Source organism: Cognatilysobacter bugurensis (genome assembly GCF_014652095.1).
GTDB lineage: Bacteria > Pseudomonadota > Gammaproteobacteria > Xanthomonadales > Xanthomonadaceae > Cognatilysobacter > Cognatilysobacter bugurensis.
Window position 1 is genome coordinate 1,470,095 of record NZ_BMYD01000001.1, and the last position, 17,328, is coordinate 1,487,422.

A 17,328-nucleotide genomic window follows, 5' to 3' on the forward strand; every position below is an offset into this window, starting at 1 on the left:
CCTTATCGCGCCGTGTCCGGCTCTGGCACTTCGTCTGTGCACGTGGTTTCGCGACGGATGCGTATCCAGCCCTCGGCTTCAAGTGCAGCCGGATGGACATGCGCGCGGACGAAGAAATCCTCCGGCAGGTTGCTGCGCAGCACTTCGAACCCAATGCAGCGGTCACGCCCTTCGCGCTTGGCAAGGTAGGTCGCCGCATCGGCCAGATTCATGACCGCCTCCCAGCCCAGGCCGTCGCGGTGTGCCGGCAGCATCGGGTAGACCGCGTGCCCGATCGAACAGGTCACCTTCAAGGGGCCGACATCGGTCTCGAATACGTGCGTGCGGAAGCTTTCGACGATCCGGGTCGCCCAGGCGTGCGCGTCATCGCGCGCGCGCTCGTGCCCGATCACGAGCAATTCCTCGCCGCCCCAGCGCAGGACAAAATCGGCTGCGCGTGAATTGCGCCGCAGCAGCTCCGCGGCGATTTGGAGCACCTGATCGCCGACGCGGTGGCCGTGCGTGTCGTTGATGCGCTTGAAGTTGTCGAGGTCGAGGTGCAGGAATGCCAGCACGTCCGGGCTTTCGTGCCCGACCGCGTGCAGCCGGTCCTGCCGGGCGAGTTCGCGCGGCAGGTGCTCGAGCAGGTAGCGCCGGTTGTGCAAGCCTGTCAGCGGGTCGGTGACGCTGGCTTCTTCGAGCCTGCGGTTCACCGATTCCAACGCTTCGTTCGCAGCCTCGAGCTGACCGGTGCGCTTGCGCACGCGCGCTTCGAGCACCTCGCGCTGCCGATGCAAGGCATGCAGGCGCCAGCGCACGCCGCCCAGAACGAGCAGCGCCAGTGCGAGCAAAGCCGCGGCGCGGGCCCATGCGGTCTCATGCCAGTGCGCGCGGATGCCGAACTTCACGCGCACCGTCGGACCCGCCACCCCGTCTTCGTTGACCGCGTACAGTTCGTACGTGTATTGCCCGGCCGGCAGGTTGGTGTAGTACGCGGTGCGTCGCCGGTCGAGCGTGCGCCACTCGGTGTCGTAGCCGACCAGGCGCCCATGGAAGCGCAGCCGATCGGCCGCGCGCAGTTGCAAGCCGGTGTGCTCGATCTGCAGGTCGCGCTCGCCGGGTGCGAGTTCGAGGGGTTGGGCGCCCAAAGCGGCGAGGCGGATCCGGCGCTCGGCCGTCACCACCGCCTGCACCCGCGCGCGGGGCGGCGGAGCGAGTTCGTCCGCCCGCGCGGTGTCGAACACCATCAGACCCTGCAGGTCCGGACACCACAACCAACGCCCCTGCGTCAGCGCACCGGACGCCTGCTGTCCACCGTTGCACTGCGCCATCTGCGCCGAGCCGAGGTCGCCGAACACGTCCACGTCCAGACGGGAACGCTCGCCGCGCAACAGTTCGCGCAACGCGTCTCGCCCGATGCGCCCGACCCCACGGGCGCCCTGGTACCAGACGTCGCGATCGCCGACGAGCACTGAATGCGCGGTGTCCGCGTGCAGGCCTTCGGCCCGACCGATCTTTCGCACCCGAGTGCGGTCGACATAGAACAGTCCGTCCAGTCCGGCCGCGAGCACGCCGTCGGCAAACGGGGCGAGTACGGCGCCGCGGATGCGGCCCTGCTTCGGCGCGGGCGCGAGCACCCAGCGGTCGCCGTCTTGAACGGCGATCCCGCCGTCGTAGGCCACCCACAGCCGCCCATCGAGGCCGTGCACGAGGCCGGTGACGCCGAAATCGGCTGGGCCCGGCAACGTGACGCGCTTAGTTCGAGCGGCCTGTCCGCCGAGAATCCGGTACAGGCCGTCCGTCGTGCCCGCGAGCACATCGCCGTTCGCCTCTTCGAGCAAGGCGAAGACCCCGTTCTTGCCGACCTGCGGCACGCGGACGAGGCGCGAACTCCCGGCCGGGCGGTGCACGAGCTCGGTGTAGGTGCCCACCCAAAGCCCCCGCCGCCGGTCGCGCAGGGTCGCGGCGACGTTCGGATGCGGCAGGTCGCTGCCCGCAATGGCGAGGCGGAAGCCGTCGAGCCCGCCGCGATAGAGACCGTCGGGCGTGCCCGCCCAGACCTCTCCGTCCGGCGCCTCGTACACAGACCAAACGGCCCCGTCGACGAGTCCGTCGCGCGCGGTGAAGCGGCGGAAGCGGTCCGTCCAGGTGCGGTGCAGGCCGGTGAGCTGGGTGCCGATCCAGAGCGTGCCTTCGCGGTCCTTGAACACGCGCGTCACCCACGCGGTCGCGTCGATGCCGGGCACGACGACGGGCTCGACCGCGCCGCCCGGGCGCTGGCGCAGCACTCCGCGCTCGGTCGCGAGCCAGAGCGTGCCGTCGGCTTCCTCAAGCACGCTATGCACCACCCGGCCCTTCGCGAGCACCGCGCCCTTCCGCCGCCCCTCTCGGTCGGTGCGGTGCAGCCCGTCCACGGTCGCCAGCCACAGGCCGCCATCGCGTGCGACCGCACCGCCGATCACGCCGGGCAGGTCTCGAAACAGTTCGATCACACGCGGCTTGCCGCCGGGGTCGATCACGAGATGGAAGGGACCCAGCGCGAGTTCCGGCCCTTCGCCGGGCTGCAACACGGTGGTCATGGGCAACAGTTCTTCGCCGGTTTTGACCGGCACGGCCTTGCGGTCGCGGGCATGGAACAGCCCGTTTTCAGCGCTCACCCACATGCCGCCCGCGGGGTGCGGGCGCAGGCCGATCACCGCGCCGGTGCCCTTGCCGTTGACCTGCATCGGAACGATGCGCCCGCCGATGAAGCGCGAAACGCCGGCCATCGAGCCCATCCACAGCGCGCCATCGCCGTCCAACCCGAGCACGTTGATAACGCCGTGCCCGAGGCCGGGATGCTCCGCGGGCGTGTAGTTGCGGAACGCGACGCCGTCGAACCGCGAGATGCCGTCCTGCGTGGCCACCCAGAGGTACCCGGCCCGGTCCTGCAGGATGTCGTTGATCGTGATCTGCGGCAGGCCCTCGGCCACCGTCCATTGCGTCCAGACTCGCTGATGCGCCGGCACGACGTCCGCGGGGACGGCCGCGATCGCGACGTGCGCCAGTGCGAGCAACAGCACGGCCCACATCGCCGCCCAGCCGGCGAAGCGCCGGCGGTGTCTAGTGGGGCGTGGGTCCCCGGGGCGGGGCTGCGAAGCGCGCATCGGGCAACCGAGGGGAATGTCCGATGTCGATAATCCCACCGCGCGTCGCGCAGACCGCGACCCGGCCAGCGAACTGCGATGACCGGCACGCTCGCAACGCGGCAGCGTTCATACCAGCAGGCGTTCGACGACCGTCTGCGCGAGCGCCTCGGGCGAATCACCAAGCGTGTCGAGCCGCAACTCGGGCGCTTCCGGCGCCTCGTACGGCGAGCTGATGCCGGTGAAATTCGGCAGCCGACCCGCACGCGCCTTCGCGTAGAGGCCCTTCACGTCGCGCGTTTCGGCGACCTGCAGCGGCGTGTCGACGAATACCTCGATGAACTCATCCGACCCGAACATCTCGCGCGCCATGCGCCGCTCGGCGCGGAACGGCGAGATGAAGCTTACGAGCACGATCAGCCCGGCGTCGGTCATCAGCCGCGCGACCTCTGCGACGCGGCGGATGTTCTCCACGCGGTCCTCGTCGGTGAAGCCGAGGTCCTTGTTGAGCCCATGGCGCACGTTGTCGCCGTCGAGGATGTAGGTGTGGTGCCCGAGCGCGTGCAGCTTCTTCTCGACGAGGTTCGCGATCGTCGACTTGCCCGAACCGGACAGCCCCGTGAACCACACGCAGCGCGGCTGCTGCGCCTTGATGCGGGCACGTGCAGCCTTGTCGACGTCGACGTGCTGCCAGTGGATGTTCTCGGCGCGGCGCAGCGCGAAATCGAGCGTGCCCGCGGCGACCGTCGCGTTCGTCTGGCGGTCGATGAGGATGAAGCCGCCGAGCTCGCGATTGTCGGCGTACGCCTCGAACGCCACCGGCTGGTCGAGATAGAGGTTGCATACGCCCACTTCGTTGAGCTCGAGGCTCTTTGCCGCGAGCTCGTCCTGCGTGTTCACGTCGACCTTGTGCTTGATCTCAGTGACGCTCGCGCTGACGGTGCGGGTGCCGAGCTTGAGCCAGTACGGCCGGCCCGGCAGCAGCGCCTGCTCGCCCAGCCAGAGCACGTGCGCCGCGAACTGGTCGGCGACCTGCGGCGGGTCCTGCACCGCGGCGATGACATCGCCGCGGCTGATGTCGAGCTCGTCGGCAAGCGTGAGCGTGACCGCCTGGCCCGTCGACGCCACCGGCAGGTCGCCGTCAGCGGTAACGATGCGCACGACCTGCGAGCGCCGCCCCGACGGCAGCACGACCACCTCGTCGCCCGGCCGCACGTGGCCCGCGACGATCGTGCCGGCAAAGCCGCGGAAGTCCTGGTTCGGGCGGTTCACCCACTGCACGGGCAGGCGCAGGCCCAGGTCCGATGCATCGCGCGAGACGTCGACGGTTTCGAGGTACTCGAGCACGCTCGGGCCGTCGTACCACGGCGTCGCGTCGGAGCGACGCAGCAGGTTGTCGCCGTTGAGCGCGGAGAGTGGCACGGCGGTGACGTGCTCGATGCCGAGCTGCGAAGCGAGCGCGCGGTAGCCGTCGGCAATCTCGTCGAACACCGCGCGGTCGAAGCCGACGAGGTCCATCTTGTTGACCGCGAGCAGCACGTGACGGATGCCCAGCAGCGAGACGATGTAACTGTGGCGGCGCGTCTGTGCCAACAGTCCCTTGCGCGCGTCGACGAGCACGATCGCGACGTCCGCGGTCGACGCGCCGGTCGCCATGTTGCGCGTGTACTGCTCGTGGCCCGGGCAGTCGGCGACGATGAACTTGCGCTTCTCGGTGCCGAAGAAGCGGTAGGCGACATCGATCGTGATGCCCTGTTCGCGCTCGGCCGCGAGGCCGTCGAGCAGCAGCGCGTAATCGACCTCGCCGCCGCGCGTGCCGTGGCGGCGGCTATCGGCCTCGAGCGCGGTGAGCTGGTCGCTGAACAAACCGCGCGTGTCGTGCAGCAGTCGGCCGATCAAGGTGCTCTTGCCATCGTCGACGCTGCCGCAGGTGATGAAGCGCAGCAGGCCCTTGGTCTCGTGCTGGCGCAGCAGCGCGGCGACGTCGGCCGTCGCGGAATCGAAGCGCGTCATCAGAAATACCCCTCCTGCTTCTTCTTCTCCATCGACGCGGCGGCGTCGTGGTCGATCAGCCGCCCCTGGCGCTCGGACGTCGTCGCCGCGAGCATTTCGAGGATCACCTTTTCCAGCGTGTCGGCGTCGGACTCGATCGCGCCGGTCAGCGGATAGCAGCCGAGCGTGCGGAAGCGAACGCGGCGCATCTGCGCGGTCTCGCCTTCGTGCAGCGGCAAGCGTGTGTCATCGACCATGATGAGCTGGCCGTCACGCTCGACGACCGGGCGCTCGGCTGCGAGATACAGCGACGGCACCGGGATCTTCTCGCGGTAGATGTAGAGCCAGATGTCGAGCTCGGTCCAGTTCGACAGCGGGAACACGCGCACGCTCTCGCCGGCGCCGGTGCGCGTGTTGTACAGGCTCCACAATTCGGGACGTTGGTTCTTCGGGTCCCACCGGTGCTGCGCGGTGCGGAAGCTGAAGATGCGCTCCTTCGCGCGCGACTTCTCTTCGTCGCGGCGCGCACCGCCGATCGCTGCATCGAACTTGTGCCGGTCGAGCGCCTGCTTGAGTGCCTGCGTCTTCATGACGTCGGTGTGCACGCTCGATCCGTGCGTAAACGGCCCGATGCCCTGCGCGATGCCTTCGGCATTGATGTGCACGCGCAGGTCGACGCCCGTCTCCGCCGCGCGTGCGTCGCGGAACGCGATCATCTCGCGGAACTTCCAGGTGGTATCGACGTGCAGCAGCGGGATCGGCGGGCGCGCCGGCGCAAACGCCTTGAGCAGCAGGTGCAGCAGCACCGAGCTGTCCTTGCCGATCGAATACAGCATCACCGGGTTGCGGAACTCGGCCGCCACCTCACGCATGATGTGGATGCTCTCGGCTTCGAGGCGGTCGAGGTGACTCAGGGCCTGCTCGGGCACGGCGCTGGTTGACGAAGCCGGCCGCCGGCGCGCAGGGCGCGGCGCGGGTTCCAGCAAAGTGGGCATGGCAGTGCGCGCGGCGGGCGCGGCCAAGTCGGCCGGGGCGATCGCAGAATCGAGGGATGCGTTCATGGCGCTCCAAAATGCAGGATGAGCGTGCGCGCGCTCAACGCGATCACGATGAGGCCGACGAGGGCGAGCATCGGCTTGGGCCGCACGCGGCCCACCGCCCAAGCGCCGAGCGGCGCGGCGACGATGCCGCCCGCGGCAAGCCCGGCGACGACGCCCCAGTGCGTCAGGCCGAGCGTGAGCAGGAACACCAGCGACGCGGTCAGCGTGACGAAGAACTCGACTGCGTTGACGCTGCCGACGGTCATTCGGAAGTCGTTGCCGCGCGCGAGCAGGTTGCTCGCGACGATCGGCCCCCACCCGCCCCCGCCGATCGCATCGATCAGCGCACCGAAAAATCCCAGCGGCGTGACGTGCGACGTGACGCGTCGCGGCGGGAACTCGCGGAACGCCTTCACCAGGATCACGAGGCCGATCACGAGCAGGTAACCGGCGACCCAAGGCTTGATCAGGTCGCCATCAACATGCGCCAGCAAAAACGCCCCGACGCCGGCACCGAGCACGGCGGGCAGCAACAGGCGCCGGAACAGCGTGCCGTCGATGTTGCCGAACGCGCGGTGCGACAGCGCCGACGAGCCCGTGGTGAAGCACTCGGCCGCGTGCACGGTGGCGCTGGTCATCGCGGGCGGCAGCCCCAGTCCGAGCAGCAGGCTCGACGCGATCACGCCGTACGCCATGCCGAGCGCGCCGTCGACGAGCTGCGCGGCCGCGCCGATCGCGACATACGACAGGAAATCGGGCGGCAGGCGGGCAATGAGGTCGGCAACGGCGTCCATGAGCGGTCAGCGCGCTCCGGGCGCGTTTCGTGGGATGCAGTATCGGCAGCGCTTGCCCGTGCACGGAAACGAGCGCGCGGCATAAGCGCATAACGAGCGCTCCTTTCCGGCCGCGCGGCGGGCTGCCTAGGCTGCGGGTGTCGAAATCCGTCCGCTTCCGCACAGGCCCGCGATGTCCGCTTCCCCCGTTCCGTTGCTGCCACCCGGGCAGCCGCTCTCGCCCGACCAGGCGGCGCTGCTCGATCGGCTCACCGGCGGCCTAGACGCCGCGGGCCTGTGGTGGCTCTCGGGCTACGCCGCCGGCCTTGCACGCGCCGGCGCGCTGCCCGCGGTGCGTTCGATCGCGGCGCCCGCGGCGGAGGCGGTCGCGCCGCCGACGCTCGCGATCGTCTACGGGAGCCAGACCGGAAACGCCAAGCGGCTCGCCGAATCGCTCGCGTCCCAGGCCGAGGCGGCGGGCCTCGCCGTGCGCCTGCTGCGCGCGGACGCGTACCCGACGCGCGAGCTCAAGAACGAGCGCTACCTCGTCGTCGTGATCAGCACCCAGGGCGACGGCGACCCGCCGGACGACGCGCGCGGCTTCGTCGAGTTCATCGCCGGCAAGCGCGCGCCCGCGCTGCCCGAGCTGAAGTTCGCGGTGCTCGGGCTCGGCGATTCGAGCTATCCGCAGTTCTGCGAGATCGGCCGGCGGCTCGATGAGCGCCTCGCTGAACTGGGCGCCGCCCGACTGCTCGAGCGCGGCGATGCCGACCTCGACCTCGAAACCGTCGCGACGCCGTGGATCGCGCGTGCGCTCGAAGTCGCGCGTGAGACGATCAAGGCGCCGCCGCGGGCGAGCGTGACGCCGCTGCGGCCGAGCGCTGCGGTGCCTGCCGCGCCGACGCGGGACGCACCGTTTGCCGCCGAGCTGCTCGCAAACCAGCGCATCACCGGCCGCGGCAGCGACCGCGACATCCGCCACCTCGAGATTTCGCTCGAAGGCTCCGGCCTGCACTACGAGCCCGGCGACGCGCTTGGCGTGTGGCCAGTCAACCCGCCCGCGCTTGTCGACGCGGTGATCGCCACGCTCGGCCTGGATGGCGAGCAGGCGGTGACGATCGGTCCCGACACGCGCTCGGTTCGCGAGGCGCTGCTGCGCAAGCGCGAACTCACGCGCATCACGCGACCGTTCCTTGTGCAGCACGCGCAGCGCGCAAACAGCGACCTGCTGGCCGGCCTGCTCGCGCCTGAAGGTGCCGCCTCGCTCGCCGCGCTGTTCGCGCAGCAGCAGCTCATCGACCTGCTGCGCACCTACCCGGCGTCGTGGAGCGCGAGCGAGTTCGTCGCCGCGCTGCGCCCGCTTGCGCCGCGCCTGTATTCGATCGCGTCGAGCCAGGCCGTCGTCGGCGACGAAGCGCACCTCACCGTCGCGCATGTCGAATACGCGGTCGGCGATGGCGCTTCGCCCGACAGCCTGCGCTGGGGCGCCGCGTCGAATTTCCTCGCGCGCACCGACGAAGGCGAGCGCCTGCCGGTGTTCATCGAGGCCAACGAGCGCTTCCGCCTGCCGGCCGATGCGTCGCGCGACGTGATCATGATCGGCCCCGGCACCGGCGTCGCGCCGTTCCGCGGCTTCGTGCAGCACCGCGTGGAAGCCGGCGCGAGCGGTCGCAACTGGCTCGTGTTCGGCAACCCGCACGCGCGCACGGACTTCCTCTACCAGACCGAGTGGCAGGACGCGCTCAAGCGCGGTCAGCTGCACCGGCTCGACCTCGCGTTCTCGCGCGATGGCATCCGCGCCGTCGGCCACGGGGATGCGACGCCCCCGAAGACCTACGTCCAGCACCGCCTGCGCGAGCACGGCCGCGAGCTGTTCGCCTGGCTCGAAAGCGGCGCACACCTCTACGTCTGCGGCGACGCCACGCGCATGGCGCGCGACGTGCACGCCACGCTGCTCGGCGTGATCGCCGAACACGGCGGCCGCGATGCCGAGTCCGCGAACGACTACCTCAACGACCTGCAATCGCAGGGACGCTACGCCCGGGACGTGTACTGATGAGCGCGCACTCCGTCGAAGACATCAAGAAGGCCAGCCGCGGCCTGCGCGGAAGCCTCGTCGAAAGCCTCGCGGACCCGATCACCGGTGCGCTCGCGGAAGACGACACCACGCTGATCAAGTACCACGGCAGCTACCAGCAGGACGACCGCGACGTTCGCGACGAACGGCGCCAGCAGAAGCTCGAGCCCGCGTACAGCTTCATGATCCGCACGCGCACGCCCGGCGGCGTGGTGAGCCCGGCGCAGTGGCTGCAGCTCGATGCGATCGCGACCACGTTCGCCGAGCGCGGACTGCGCATCACCACGCGCCAGGCGTTCCAGTACCACGGCGTGATCAAGCGCGAACTCAAGGCGACGATGCAGGCGATCAACGCCGCGCTCGTCGACACGCTGGCCGCATGCGGTGACGTGAACCGCAACGTCGCGGTTGCCGCAAACCCGGTGCAGCCCGAGGTGCACGCGGAGCTGTTCGCGCTCGCAACGGCGGTGTCGGAACACCTGCTGCCCGCCACGCGCGCGTACTACGAGATCTGGCTCGATGACGAACGCGTCGGCGGCGATGCCGAGGCCGACCGCATCTACGGCGAGGCCTACCTGCCGCGCAAGTTCAAGATCGGCTTTGCGGCCCCACCGCTCAACGACGTCGACGTGTTTGCGCAGGACCTCGGCTTCATCGCGGTGATCGAGGACGGCGTCATCGTCGGCTACAACGTCAGCATCGGCGGCGGCATGGGCGCGACGCATGGCGATCCGGAGACCTACCCGCGCCTCGCCGACGTGGTCGGCTACATCGCGCCCGAGCACGTGATCGCGATCGCCGAGGCGGTGGTGACCACGCAGCGCGACTGGGGCAACCGCACCGTGCGCAAGCGCGCACGCCTGAAGTACACGATCGACGACCGCGGTCTGGACGCGTTCAAGGCCGAGGTCGAGCGACGCACTGGCGTGACGTTCGGGCCGGCACGCGCATTCCGTTTCGATCACAACGGCGACCGCTTCGGCTGGACCGACGCCGGCGACGGGCGTGCGCACCTCACGCTGCGCATTCTCTCCGGCCGCATCTGGGACCGGGACGGGCTGCGCCACCAGAGCGGCATGCGCGCGATCGCGCACGCCCTGCTCGAGACCGATGGCGTGCAGCTGCGTCTTACCCCGAACCAGAACCTCGTGATCGCAAACGTGCCGGCCGAGCAGCGCGCGCGGATCGATGAATTGGTGGCCGAGTACGGCCTGGACACGCACGTCGCCGCGTCGCCGTTGCGCCTTGCCTCGCTGGCCTGCGTCGCGCTGCCGACCTGCGGCCTCGCGATGGCCGAGGCCGAGCGCTATCTCGACACCTTCGTCGCCAAGTTCGATCGCCTGCTCGAGCAACACGGCCTCCGCGAGCAGCCGATCCACCTGCGCCTGAGCGGCTGCCCGAACGGCTGCTCACGGCCATACCTCGCCGAAGTGGCGCTCGTCGGCAAGGCACCCGGCCGCTACAACCTGATGGTCGGCGCGGACCACCGCGGACAGCGCCTCAACACGCTGTACCGCGAGAACGTGGACGAGCCCGCGATTCTCGAAGCCCTCGACGCCCTGCTCGCGCGTTACGCAGCCGAGCGTGAAACCGACGAACACTTCGGCGATTACCTCGTGCGCGCAGGCGTCGTGCGCGATCGCCGCATCCCACTGGAGGTGGCTGCATGAGCCCGCCCGATCCGATCACCGCGGCCGAATCGCCGCGCGCGCTGTCTGAACTCAATCGCTGGCTCGGTCGCCTTGATGCCTCCGGCCGCACCGCCTGGGCGCTCGAGCACCTCGCGGGCAATCACGCGCTTTCCTCGAGCTTCGGCGCGCAGGCAGCGGTCTCGCTGCACCTGGTCACGCAGATCAAGCCCGACATCCCCGTGATCCTCGTCGACACCGGCTACCTGTTTCCGGAGACGTACCGCTTCGTCGACGACATGACGGAGCGGCTCGGCCTCAACCTGCAGGTGTACCGGCCGCAACTCGGCCCGGCCTGGGCCGAAGCGCGCTTCGGCAGGCTGTGGGAGGACGGAGTCGACGGCATCGAGCGTTACAACCGCATCCACAAGGTCGAACCCATGCAGCGCGCGCTGCGCGAGCTCGACGTGCGCACGTGGATCGCCGGCCTGCGCCGCAGCCAGGCGCGCAGCCGCGCGAACATCGACTTCGTCGAATTGCGCGACGGCCGCTGGAAGCTGCATCCGCTCGCGGACTGGAACGACCGCGACGTGTTCGCGTACCTGCAGCAGCACGACCTGCCGTACCACCCGCTGTGGCACGAAGGTTATGTGTCGATCGGCGACGTGCACACCACGCGCCGGCTCGAAGCAGGCATGAGCGAAGAAGACACGCGCTTCTTCGGCCTCAAGCGCGAATGCGGCCTGCACGAGCTGTGGGGCGATGCGGCGGGCCAAGCGGCCTGACCGCCTAACCGCCGGCATCCGGCATCCGGCATCCGGCATCCGGCATCCGCAGAGTAAAAAAACGCCGCAGGCGACTGGCGCCTGCGGCGTTTCGGTTTACAGCGCTTCCGACTGAGCGGTCGCGCTGACCCAAAGCTGCGTCGTCGCACCGCACGCCGCGCTGTCGCGGGACGTGCGGTGCACCGGACGCGTTACTGCATTTCGTACGCGCCGATGTCGCTCTTCACGCCCGACGGGCGGCGCTGCATCTCGAAGTCGTTCGGCACCGCGGTCGTCTGCGAGACGCGGTCACGCACCGGGCTGCCGGTGAGCGGCGTGGCGTCGAACGAATGCACGTTCATGTCCGCAAGGCGGGGATGCTGGCTGCACACGCTCCCGCTCGGGCACATGCTGTTCTTGACGTTCCAGATCAGGTTGCCGGCCCAGCTGACCTGCTGCGATCCCGTCTTGTAGAACGCCGACGTCTTCGCGCTCGAGCTGTCCCACCGGGTGTTGCCCACCAGCACGTTGTTCTGCAGTCGCACGTACGAAGTGCTGTCCCCCTCGTGCGCGCTGACCAGTACGCCGCCCTGACCGGTGATCGTGTTGTGTCGAACGGTCACGTTATCGCTCGAGGTCAGCAGCAGCTGCAGCGAATTGCCCGACGCGCGGCAGTTGTCGGTGGAGCGCATGTAGAACTTCCCCGACCAGTACGTGCAGTTGCCGATGATCACCGAGTTCTCGACAAGCCCGTTGCCGCGCAGCTTCACCTGGTTGCCGGCGTTGCCGACCGCGTGCAGGCGACGGATTGTGACCGTCGTCGACTCGGCGCCGTTCATGTAGCGCAGGTCGAGGCCGTCGGACGTGTTGTGGTGGATGAAGGAGTCTTCGATCAGCCACTGTCCGCCCGTGTAGTACGTGCCCAGGCCGTCACCGTAACCGCCGGTCGACTGCGCCCAGCAGGCCCAGATCGCGCCGGTCTGCCAGCGCTCGCCGCAGCCGTTCCAGGCGATCTCGACGTTGCGCAGCGTGATCTTGCCGCTGTTGTTGCTGATCGACGTGCCGACGTTCGCGTCCCAGCCGGCCTTGCCGTTCTTGTTGATCTTGACGCGGTCCAGCGTCCAGTTGCTGATGCCGCCGGCATTGATGCCCATGTGGGCCATGCCGTGGATGTCGAGGTCATGCAGGTAGACGTTGTTGGACGCGCGCGCATAGATGCCGACGCGGCCCCACTGGCCGTACGGCGCCGAGCTGGTCTTGCAGCGGGCCGAGGAGACCGAGTGGTCGTACACGCAGTCGCTGCGGTCGGTGATTTCGAGGTTGCCGATTTCGACGTTCGAGCTGCCCTCGAGGTTGATCATGCGGGTGGCGCGCTCGGTGGCCCATAGCTCGGGCCGCGTGCCGGGCTTGCCGAGGATGCGCGTGCGCTGGGTCGAAGACGGGCCGTTCGGGATCTTCGTCATGAAGCAGCTGGCGGCGTTGCAGTTGACCGCGCCGGGAGCGCGCTGGCCCATCATGTAGCTGCCGCCACCGATCATCAGCGTGTCACCGCCGGCGATGCGGGCGGGGCCCTTGGGCGGTAGAGCGTAGAACGGGTGCTTCCAGGCGCAGGCACGACCGGTGCCGCTGCCGGGGTAAGCCGCGTCGCTGCGGCCGGTGCACTGTTTCACATCACCGCCATCGGTGCGGACGTAATACGTCGTTGCGGAAGCCAGCGTCGGCAGGGCAAGCCCGAGGGGCAGGAGCAGAACGGCGAGTCGCGAGAGGCGATGCGCAAGCGTCATCAGGGGGAACTCCGTGGTGCAGTCGGGGGAAATCCAGGCGGTCCGGCCCGGAGCGGCGCATCCTAGGAATCGAGAGCCGCATGTCGACCCCGAGATCGACGCTTGAGCCCGTTTGCGGCCGCCTTCACGCATAAAACACGCATCACGTCACATTTCGAACACTCAGATCGCGTGTCGCGAGCGTAACTTTCGCGCCTGAATAGGGACGGCCGTCACGCCGCCGTTGCGACGGGTTCGTTAGATGCGCTTAACGGTCGTGCTCACGAGCACAAAAAAGGCCGCCCAATTGAGGGGCGGCCTCCTGTTCATGTCGACTGTGACGCCGGCCCAGCCGCGCCGTGAAGTACGCATCAAGAAATTGAGCGTCAGGCCGTAATTGTCTGCCCGATTTCACGCCAGCTCGGGGCGGCCGGCCAGCTCGGCTCGCTGTTACCGGCCAGCGCGCGGCGCAGGTCCTGGCGGTCGAGCTGCGGCGCGATCGCCTGCAGCAGGTCCAACGCGTAATCGCGCAGCACGCGCTCGCGCGGCAGCACGGCCCAGGCCACGCACGAAGGAATCGCCTCCGGCGGCTCCAGCGCGACGAGGTCGTGGTCATCGGGCTGCACCGCCATCTCGGCGAGCAGGCCCACGCCAAGCCCGGCGCGTACATACGTCTTGATGAGGTCGGCGTCGCGCGCAGTCATTGCGAACTGCGGCTCCACCCCGCCCTGCGCGAACCCGCGCCGCAGCGACGAATCGGGCCGGATCGACGATTCGTAGCTCACGAGCGGATAACGGGCGAGCTCGGCGAGCGTCGGGGCCCCGCCGGTGGCGAGCGGATGGGCTCGAGGCACGAGCACCAGGCGCGACCAGCGGAACAGCGGGACTGCCAGGCCGCCGCCGGGGGTGTCCCCTGCCGTACTGATCAGCGCGAAGTCCGCCTCGCCGCGCGCGAGCGTGGCGAGCACCTCGTCATCGGCCGTCGGCTGCAGGTGCACGCTGACCTGCGGGTAGGCCTGCTTGAGCCGGGCGATCGCGGCCGGCAGCACGAAGCGCGCCTGGGTGTGCGTCGTTGCGAGGACGAGGCGCCCTTGCTGGTCGCGGCGCTGATTCGCGGCGAACGCGCGGATGTTCGCAGCCTCGGCAAGCAGGCGGCGCGCATGCGCGAGCACCTGGACGCCGGACGGCGTGATCGACTCGAGGCTGCGCCCCTTGCGGGCGAACAGCAGGAAGCCGAGCTCGTCCTCCAGCTGCTTGAGCTGCTTCGACAGGCCCGGCTGCGTGGCATGCACGCGCTCGGCGGCGAGCGTGATGTTGAGGCCGGAATCGGCGATCGCGACGAAGTAGCGGAGTTGGGTCAGGGTCATTGCGGCGATGTCCGGGGCGGCGACGGGTCGATGGCGCAGGGTGCATGCAAGCGGGTCGGCATCGGTTTGCAGATCGAGAAGCAGCAGGCGCGCATGGATATCGCTCTATTCGGATCAAGGGATGAGGCAAACGTATCCTGCCGCGAGCAGGGCCGTCCAGCTCATTCCTTGGCGGCATGAGTCTCAAGAGGCACGTCATTTCCGTCGCTCCGCGGCCCTGCGTAGCGTCGACGCCACGCTTCCGGACCTCTGCCATGCCCGCCCTGTTTCCGCTGTTTGTCGATCTACAAGGCCGCACCGTTCTGGTGGTCGGCGGCGGCGCGGTGGCCCGACGCAAGATCACGGCCCTGCTCGATGCCGGAGCGCGCGTCGTCGTCGGCGCACCCGCGCTCGTGCCCGAACTGGCCGAGCTCGCCGACGCGGGCCGCCTGGTCCATCGCGCCGGCCGCTTCGCGCCCGAATGGCTCGACGACGCCTGGCTGGTCGTCGCCGCGACCGACGAGCCCGACACGAACCGCGCCGTGGCGGAGGCCGCTGGGGCGCGCCGCATCTGGGCGAACGTCGTCGATGACGTCGAGCTGTCGACGGTGCAGGTGCCGGCGCGCATCGAGCGGGGTCCGCTGCAGATCGCGATCTCGAGCAGCGGCGGCGCGCCCATGCTCGCCCGCCACCTGCGCGAGACGCTCGAAACCCAGCTCGACGAATCCCTCGGCGCACTCGCGCAGCTGCTCGCGGACGCCCGCGGCCGCATCCGCGCCCGGCTGCCCGACCTGCAGGCCCGACGACGCTTCTTCGACCGCGTGCTCAGCGGCCCGGTGCCGGGGCTGTTGCGCCGCGGCGCCGAATCCGAGGCCTTGCAGGCCTTCGACGACGCGCTTGCACAGGCCGACACGGCGCGCCCGGCCGGTCGCGTCGCGCTCGTCGGCGCCGGCCCCGGCGATCCGGGCCTTCTGACGCTGCGCGCGCTGCGCCTGCTCAACGAGGCTGACGTGATCCTGCACGACCGCCTCGTAAGCCCTGAAGTGATTGCACTTGCCCGGCGCGACGCAGAGTTCATCGAGGTCGGCAAGCAGGCCGGCGGGCACTCGGTGCACCAGCAGCGCATCCACGAAATCATGCTCGAGCACGCGCAAGCCGGCCGGTTCGTTGTGCGCCTCAAGGGCGGCGACAGCTTCGTGTTCGGCCGGGGTGGCGAAGAACTCGAGTGCCTGCAGGCGCACGGCATTCCATTCGAGGTCGTGCCGGGCATCACGGCCGCGCTCGCCTGCGGCGCGTACGCGGGCATCCCGCTCACCCACCGCGAGCATGCGCAGTCCGTGCGCTTCGTGACCGCGCACTGCAAGGACTCGGCCGACACGCTCGACTGGTCGAACTTCGCCGCCGAGCGGCAGACGCTCGCGGTCTACATGGGCGTTGCCGGGCTCGACACTGTGCGCGCGCAGCTCATCGCGCACGGCCGCGCACCGGACACGCCGTTTGCGCTCGTCGAAAACGGCTCACGGCCCGAGCAGCGTGTCGTCAGCGGCACCCTCGCCGACCTCCCCGAGACCGCGCGCGCGTTCCAGGTGAAGTCGCCGGCGCTTCTGATCCTCGGCGAGGTCGCCGCGCTCGCGCATACGTTGCACTGGTTCGGCGCGCCGCCGCTGCAGGCGCCGGCCGCGGTACCCGAGTACGCGCGGGCCGCATGAGCGCTCCGCATTTCGACAGCGCGATGAACGGCCGATGTCGGCGCGCGGCGCCCACCCCGCCCCGCATCCCCTGAGCGCGCCGCAGGCCGCTCGCTTCCACTTCGCCCGTTCGCTCGAATCTCCCCCGGAGAACCGCCATGGCCCTGTACGACAGCATCCTCGACACCATCGGCAGCACGCCGATCGTCAAGCTCCATCGCATTGCACCGAAGCACGTGACCCTCTACGCGAAGGTCGAAGCATTCAATCCTGGCGGCTCGGTCAAGGACCGCCTCGCACTCGCGATCGTGCTCGACGCGGAGGCGCGCGGCCAGCTCAAGCCCGGCGACACGATCGTCGAGGCGACCTCGGGCAACACCGGCGTGGCGATGGCGATGGTCGCCGCCGCACGCGGATACAAGTTCGTCGCCGTCATGACCGAGACGTTCTCGATCGAGCGCCGCAAGCTCATGCGCGCCTACGGCGCCAAGGTCATTCTCACGCCCGCGGCCGAGCGCGGCACCGGCATGGTGCGCAGGGCCAAGGAACTCGCCGACAAGCACGGCTGGTTCCTCGCGAACCAGTTCGACAACCCCGCAAACCCGGCCTTCCACCGCAGCACGACCGGCCCCGAAATCCTGCGCGACTTCGCGGGCAAGCGGCTCGACTACTTCGTCACCGGCTGGGGCACGGGCGGCACGATGACGGGCGCTGGCGAGATGCTCAAGCTCGCGCGCCCTGAGCTCAAGATCATTGCCTGCGAGCCGGCCGGCGCACGCCTGCTCGCCGGCGAGCAGTGGCAGCCGCACAAGATCCAGGGCTGGACGCCGGACTTCATCCCGGGCGTGCTCAACCGCGAGATCTTCGACGACAACCTGCCGATCGACGACACGACCGCGCGCGACACCGCGCGCCGTCTCGCCGCGGAGGAAGGTCTGTTCGTCGGCCTGTCGGCGGGCGCGACGGCCGCCGCTGCGCTGCGCGTGGCCGAGTCGGCACCCGAAGGCTCGGTGCTGCTCACGATGCTGCCGGACACCGGCGAGCGTTACCTGTCGACGATCCTGTTCGAGGGCGTCGCCGAAGGCTCCGACGACGAGTGGCTGGCTTCGCTCGAGACCGAGGCTGAAGCCGCCACTGCCTGAGGCAGGCGAGC

Annotated in this window: 11 protein-coding genes; 5 read left to right on the top strand and 6 right to left on the bottom strand. The window is 69.5% G+C overall.

The genetic code is table 11. From position 1 onward, the window contains the following. Nucleotides 1-2: 2 nt before the first annotated feature. The 4 genes from IE075_RS06670 to IE075_RS06685 form a co-directional block, all read right to left on the bottom strand. Nucleotides 3-3,050: a ligand-binding sensor domain-containing diguanylate cyclase gene (locus IE075_RS06670; RefSeq protein WP_189454464.1), complete on the bottom strand. Its 3,048-nt coding sequence runs from the start codon at nt 3,048-3,050 to the stop codon at nt 3-5. A 183-nt stretch (nt 3,051-3,233) separates the two neighbouring features. Further along, a complete protein-coding gene (gene cysN / locus IE075_RS06675; protein WP_189454466.1) occupies nt 3,234-5,117 on the bottom strand; it encodes a sulfate adenylyltransferase subunit CysN in 1,884 nt (627 codons plus the stop codon). Next, entirely contained in the window at nt 5,117-6,025 is a 909-nt protein-coding gene (cysD, locus tag IE075_RS06680) for a sulfate adenylyltransferase subunit CysD (RefSeq protein WP_268244915.1), read from the bottom strand. The genes cysN and cysD overlap by 1 nt, the downstream gene beginning before the upstream one ends. A gap of 128 nt (nt 6,026-6,153) precedes the next feature. Further along, a complete protein-coding gene (locus IE075_RS06685) occupies nt 6,154-6,930 on the bottom strand; it encodes a sulfite exporter TauE/SafE family protein (RefSeq protein ID WP_189454478.1) in 777 nt (258 codons plus the stop codon). Nucleotides 6,931-7,102: 172 nt separating this feature from the next. On the opposite strand from IE075_RS06685, the gene IE075_RS06690 reads away from it, so the two are divergent. The 3 genes from IE075_RS06690 to IE075_RS06700 are packed head-to-tail and all read left to right on the top strand — an operon-like array spanning nt 7,103 to nt 11,399. Further along, a complete protein-coding gene (locus IE075_RS06690; protein WP_189454480.1) occupies nt 7,103-8,965 on the top strand; it encodes an assimilatory sulfite reductase (NADPH) flavoprotein subunit in 1,863 nt (620 codons plus the stop codon). After that, nucleotides 8,965-10,656 (top strand): assimilatory sulfite reductase (NADPH) hemoprotein subunit, encoded by a 1,692-nt coding sequence (gene cysI / locus IE075_RS06695; protein WP_189454482.1) that lies wholly within the window; start codon nt 8,965-8,967, stop codon nt 10,654-10,656. Before IE075_RS06690 ends, cysI begins: the two co-directional genes overlap by 1 nt. Next, nucleotides 10,653-11,399: a phosphoadenylyl-sulfate reductase gene (locus tag IE075_RS06700; RefSeq protein WP_189454484.1), complete on the top strand. Its 747-nt coding sequence runs from the start codon at nt 10,653-10,655 to the stop codon at nt 11,397-11,399. The genes cysI and IE075_RS06700 overlap by 4 nt, the downstream gene beginning before the upstream one ends. Before the next feature lie 191 nt (nt 11,400-11,590). On the opposite strand, the gene IE075_RS06705 is transcribed toward IE075_RS06700, so the two are convergent. Together IE075_RS06705 and IE075_RS06710 are read right to left on the bottom strand one after the other, a co-directional pair. Then, nucleotides 11,591-13,162: a right-handed parallel beta-helix repeat-containing protein gene (locus IE075_RS06705; RefSeq protein ID WP_189454486.1), complete on the bottom strand. Its 1,572-nt coding sequence runs from the start codon at nt 13,160-13,162 to the stop codon at nt 11,591-11,593. A 365-nt stretch (nt 13,163-13,527) separates the two neighbouring features. After that, the gene (locus tag IE075_RS06710; protein ID WP_189454488.1) at nt 13,528-14,508 is read right to left on the bottom strand and encodes a LysR family transcriptional regulator; all 981 of its coding nucleotides are present in this window, start codon (nt 14,506-14,508) and stop codon (nt 13,528-13,530) included. A gap of 254 nt (nt 14,509-14,762) precedes the next feature. Between IE075_RS06710 and cysG the strand changes: the two genes are divergently transcribed. Then, nucleotides 14,763-16,196, top strand: coding sequence for a siroheme synthase CysG (cysG, locus tag IE075_RS06715; RefSeq protein ID WP_189454490.1), 1,434 nt, complete (start codon nt 14,763-14,765; stop codon nt 16,194-16,196). Between the two features lie 137 nt (nt 16,197-16,333). Further along, nucleotides 16,334-17,317 (top strand): cysteine synthase A, encoded by a 984-nt coding sequence (gene cysK, locus IE075_RS06720; protein ID WP_189454492.1) that lies wholly within the window; start codon nt 16,334-16,336, stop codon nt 17,315-17,317. Nucleotides 17,318-17,328 lie beyond the last annotated feature (11 nt).

Excerpts from the sequence above, each read along its gene's own strand:
- IE075_RS06670 (WP_189454464.1), bottom strand. The coding sequence starts at position 3,050 with ATGTGGGCCGTGCTGTTGCTCGCACTGGCGCACGTCGCGATCGCGGCC.
- cysN (WP_189454466.1), bottom strand. The coding sequence starts at position 5,117 with ATGACGCGCTTCGATTCCGCGACGGCCGACGTCGCCGCGCTGCTGCGC.
- IE075_RS06685 (WP_189454478.1), bottom strand. The coding sequence starts at position 6,930 with ATGGACGCCGTTGCCGACCTCATTGCCCGCCTGCCGCCCGATTTCCTG.
- IE075_RS06690 (WP_189454480.1), top strand. The coding sequence starts at position 7,103 with ATGTCCGCTTCCCCCGTTCCGTTGCTGCCACCCGGGCAGCCGCTCTCG.
- cysI (WP_189454482.1), top strand. The coding sequence starts at position 8,965 with ATGAGCGCGCACTCCGTCGAAGACATCAAGAAGGCCAGCCGCGGCCTG.
- IE075_RS06700 (WP_189454484.1), top strand. The coding sequence starts at position 10,653 with ATGAGCCCGCCCGATCCGATCACCGCGGCCGAATCGCCGCGCGCGCTG.
- IE075_RS06705 (WP_189454486.1), bottom strand. The coding sequence starts at position 13,162 with ATGACGCTTGCGCATCGCCTCTCGCGACTCGCCGTTCTGCTCCTGCCC.
- IE075_RS06710 (WP_189454488.1), bottom strand. The coding sequence starts at position 14,508 with ATGACCCTGACCCAACTCCGCTACTTCGTCGCGATCGCCGATTCCGGC.
- cysG (WP_189454490.1), top strand. The coding sequence starts at position 14,763 with ATGCCCGCCCTGTTTCCGCTGTTTGTCGATCTACAAGGCCGCACCGTT.
- cysK (WP_189454492.1), top strand. The coding sequence starts at position 16,334 with ATGGCCCTGTACGACAGCATCCTCGACACCATCGGCAGCACGCCGATC.